The sequence below is a fragment of the Helicobacter pylori genome (genome assembly GCF_003637685.1).
Classification (GTDB): domain Bacteria; phylum Campylobacterota; class Campylobacteria; order Campylobacterales; family Helicobacteraceae; genus Helicobacter; species Helicobacter pylori_CJ.
Genome location: NZ_MVWW01000016.1, coordinates 1 through 4,361 on the forward strand (window position 1 = coordinate 1; position 4,361 = coordinate 4,361).

At 42.9% G+C, this 4,361-nt stretch carries 1 protein-coding gene and 2 rRNA genes; 2 read left to right on the plus strand and 1 reads right to left on the minus strand.

Annotated elements, in window-relative coordinates:
- Positions 1 to 153: 153 nt before the first annotated feature.
- On the minus strand, positions 154 to 312 hold the full coding sequence (locus EAL44_RS07885; protein WP_162970422.1) for a hypothetical protein: 159 nt from the start codon (positions 310 to 312) through the stop codon (positions 154 to 156).
- A gap of 760 nt (positions 313 to 1,072) precedes the next feature.
- On the opposite strand from EAL44_RS07885, the gene EAL44_RS07775 reads away from it, so the two are divergent.
- A 23S ribosomal RNA gene (locus EAL44_RS07775) occupies positions 1,073 to 3,961 on the plus strand.
- A gap of 235 nt (positions 3,962 to 4,196) precedes the next feature.
- Positions 4,197 to 4,314 (plus strand): 5S ribosomal RNA (gene rrf, locus EAL44_RS07780).
- Positions 4,315 to 4,361: the final 47 nt, after the last annotated feature.

Here is a 4,361-nt window from a genome sequence, read left to right on the forward strand (position 1 = left end):
GCCATCATTTCTCCTTTGAATTTAACTCTGTAAGCCCCACTGATAAAAATGGGGCTTATGGAATCAAATGGTTTAAAAATGTTGTGGCACGGATTAATGAGAGAGAGAATAAAAGGGTTAATAAAAGGGGGAATAATAAAAAATAGGGGATTTTTAAATAGGTTTTTGTAAAAGTGATAAAAGTATGGTAGCGTTGCTTGATTGCTTGATTGCTTGATTGCTTGATTGCTTGATTGCTTGATTGCTTGAATGCTTGAATGATAGAATGATAGAATGATTGAATGCTTGAATGATTGAATGATAGAATGCCATTTCTACCCCTTTTTTGAAAAAAAGATGAATTGGGTTATTGTATCTAGCGGTATTTAATCAATGGTTAATGGTGCGTTTTTATTTTTGCGTTATTTGTTTTTATCTAATGATGATGCGTTTTTATCTTATTTTAATGATGTGTCTAATTTAATGATGTGTCTTTGTTTTTAATGATGCGTTTTATTTTAAAGCTTTATTTTTTATCCCCCCATTCCAATTAGTTCCCCAATCATTTCCAATAACTTTTATCCATTCCTTTCAAACTTTAAAATTCCTTTCAAACTCTAAAATTCCTTTCAAACTCTAAAATTTCTTCCAAACTCTCAAAACTTTAAGCAAACTTTAAGCATTTCATGTCTATAATTACATTTCGTTTTTAAAGACAAGCTTTAAAAAGTTCTTTAATTGAAACCACTCAAGCAAGTCATAAAAGCTAAAAAGCTTTTAAGCAAGTTTATAAAAGCTAAAGCTTTAATTATAAAAGCTCACTAGCTGATAAGACTTGACGATTAAAAAAGATTAGGGATCAAGCATTTTTAGTCTTCTTTAAGGGTTTAACATTCAAGAGTGATTATAGCGGGTTTTTAAAGAAAAACGAAGTTATTTGATTTAATATTGTTAATAGCCTATGTAAAAGTAAAGTAAAACTACAATAACTCTGTCTTATATTCATTAAGGCAGTGGTAGCGCTGAAGAATATTCGTGCAATTGTCGTTATTCATTATAAAAGGGCGGGTTTTAAAGGATATTTTAAAATTTAAAACAAGCTTTTAAGAGCAGATGGCGGATGCCTTGCCAAAGAGAGGCGATGAAGGACGTACTAGACTGCGATAAGCTATGCGGAGCTGTCAAGGAGCTTTGATGCGTAGATGTCCGAATGGGGCAACCCAACTAATAGAGATATTAGTTACTCTAATTCATAGAGAGCGAACCTAGTGAAGTGAAACATCTCAGTAACTAGAGGAAAAGAAATCAACGAGATTCCCTAAGTAGTGGCGAGCGAACGGGGAAAAGGGCAAACCGAGTGCTTGCATTCGGGGTTGAGGACTGCAACATCCAAGAGAACGCTTTAGCAGAGTTACCTGGAAAGGTAAGCCATAGAAAGTGATAGCCTTGTATGCGACAAGGCGTTCTTAGGTAGCAGTATCCAGAGTAGGCCAGGACACGAGAAATCCAGGTTGAAGCCGGGGAGACCACTCTCCAACCCTAAATACTACTCTTTGAGCGATAGCGAACAAGTACCGTGAGGGAAAGGTGAAAAGAACCGCAGTGAGCGGAGTGAAATAGAACCTGAAACCATCTGCTTACAATCATTCAGAGCCCTATGATTTATCAGGGTGATGGACTGCCTTTTGCATAATGATCCTGCGAGTTGTGGTATCTGGCAAGGTTAAGCGAATGCGAAGCCGTAGCGAAAGCGAGTCTTAATAGGGCGAACAAGTCAGATGCTGCAGACCCGAAGCTAAGTGATCTATCCATGGCCAAGTTGAAACGCGTGTAATAGCGCGTGGAGGACTGAACTCGTACCCATTGAAACGGGTTGGGATGAGCTGTGGATAGGGGTGAAAGGCCAAACAAACTTAGTGATAGCTGGTTCTCTTCGAAATATATTTAGGTATAGCCTCAAGTGATAATAAAAGGGGGTAGAGCGCTGATTGGGCTAGGGCTGCTCGCCGCGGTACCAAACCCTATCAAACTTCGAATACCTTTTATCGTATCTTGGGAGTCAGGCGGTGGGTGATAAAATCAATCGTCAAAAGGGGAACAACCCAGACTACCAAATAAGGTCCCTAAGTTCTATTCTGAGTGGAAAAAGATGTGTGGCTACTCAAACAACCAGGAGGTTGGCTTAGAAGCAGCCATCCTTTAAAGAAAGCGTAACAGCTCACTGGTCTAGTGGTCATGCGCTGAAAATATAACGGGGCTAAGATAGACACCGAATTTGTAGATTGTGTTTGACACAGTGGTAGAAGAGCGTTCATACCAGCGTTGAAGGTATACCGGTAAGGAGTGCTGGAGCGGTATGAAGTGAGCATGCAGGAATGAGTAACGATAAGATATATGAGAATTGTATCCGCCGTAAATCTAAGGTTTCCTACGCGATGGTCGTCATCGTAGGGTTAGTCGGGTCCTAAGCCGAGTCCGAAAGGGGTAGGTGATGGCAAATTGGTTAATATTCCAATACCGACTATGGAGCGTGATGGGGGGACGCATAGGGTTAAGCGAGCTAGCTGATGGAAGCGCTAGTCTAAGGGCGTAGATTGGAGGGAAGGCAAATCCACCTCTGTATTTGAAACCCAAATAGGCTCTTTGAGTCCTTTTAGGACAAAGGGAGAATCGCTGATACCGTCGTGCCAAGAAAAGCCTCTAAGCATATCCATAGTCGTCCGTACCGCAAACCGACACAGGTAGATGAGATGAGTATTCTAAGGCGCGTGAAAGAACTCTGGTTAAGGAACTCTGCAAACTAGCACCGTAAGTTCGCGATAAGGTGTGCCACAGCGATGTGGTCTCAGCAAAGAGTCCCTCCCGACTGTTTACCAAAAACACAGCACTTTGCCAACTCGTAAGAGGAAGTATAAGGTGTGACGCCTGCCCGGTGCTCGAAGGTTAAGAGGATGCGTCAGTCGCAAGATGAAGCGTTGAATTGAAGCCCGAGTAAACGGCGGCCGTAACTATAACGGTCCTAAGGTAGCGAAATTCCTTGTCGGTTAAATACCGACCTGCATGAATGGCGTAACGAGATGGGAGCTGTCTCAACCAGAGATTCAGTGAAATTGTAGTGGAGGTGAAAATTCCTCCTACCCGCGGCAAGACGGAAAGACCCCGTGGACCTTTACTACAACTTAGCACTGCTAATGGGAATATCATGCGCAGGATAGGTGGGAGGCTTTGAAGTAAGGGCTTTGGCTCTTATGGAGCCATCCTTGAGATACCACCCTTGATGTTTCTGTTAGCTAACTGGCCTGTGTTATCCACAGGCAGGACAATGCTTGGTGGGTAGTTTGACTGGGGCGGTCGCCTCCTAAAAAGTAACGGAGGCTTGCAAAGGTTGGCTCATTGCGGTTGGAAATCGCAAGTTGAGTGTAATGGCACAAGCCAGCCTGACTGTAAGACATACAAGTCAAGCAGAGACGAAAGTCGGTCATAGTGATCCGGTGGTTCTGTGTGGAAGGGCCATCGCTCAAAGGATAAAAGGTACCCCGGGGATAACAGGCTGATCTCCCCCAAGAGCTCACATCGACGGGGAGGTTTGGCACCTCGATGTCGGCTCATCGCATCCTGGGGCTGGAGCAGGTCCCAAGGGTATGGCTGTTCGCCATTTAAAGCGGTACGCGAGCTGGGTTCAGAACGTCGTGAGACAGTTCGGTCCCTATCTGCCGTGGGCGTAGGAAAGTTGAGGAGAGCTGTCCCTAGTACGAGAGGACCGGGATGGATGTGTCACTGGTGCACCAGTTGTTCTGCCAAGAGCATCGCTGGGTAGCTACACACGGATGTGATAACTGCTGAAAGCATCTAAGCAGGAAGCCAACTCCAAGATAAACTTTCCCTGAAGCTCGCACAAAGACTATGTGCTTGATAGGGTAGATGTGTGAGCGCAGTAATGCGTTTAGCTGACTACTACTAATAGAGCGTTTGGCTTGTTTTTTGCTTTTTGATAAGATAACGGCAATAAGCACGGATAAGTTACCACTGCCTTACTGAGTGTAAGAGAGTTGGAGTTTTATAAAGACTTTTATAGGGTTAAACTTTAATGAGGAATGAGATATTATCCATTCTTTTTAAAATGAAAGGCTATTAACTATCTTCTTTGTTTAAAACAGCTCCCTATAAAGAGAAAGGGGAGTTAAGGGTAAATGCGTTTTTATCTTTAGCTCCCTTTTCCTTGTGCCTTTAGAGAAGAGGAACTACCCAGTTAACCATTCCGAACCTGGAAGTCAAGCTCTTCATCGCTGATAATACTGCTCTTTTCAAGAGTGGGAATGTAGGTCGGTGCAGGGATAGGGAAATGTTTTTTAGTCTTGCTTTTTATTTGATTTCATTATTGA

Excerpts from the sequence above, each read along its gene's own strand:
- EAL44_RS07885 (WP_162970422.1), bottom strand. The coding sequence starts at position 312 with ATGGCATTCTATCATTCAATCATTCAAGCATTCAATCATTCTATCATT.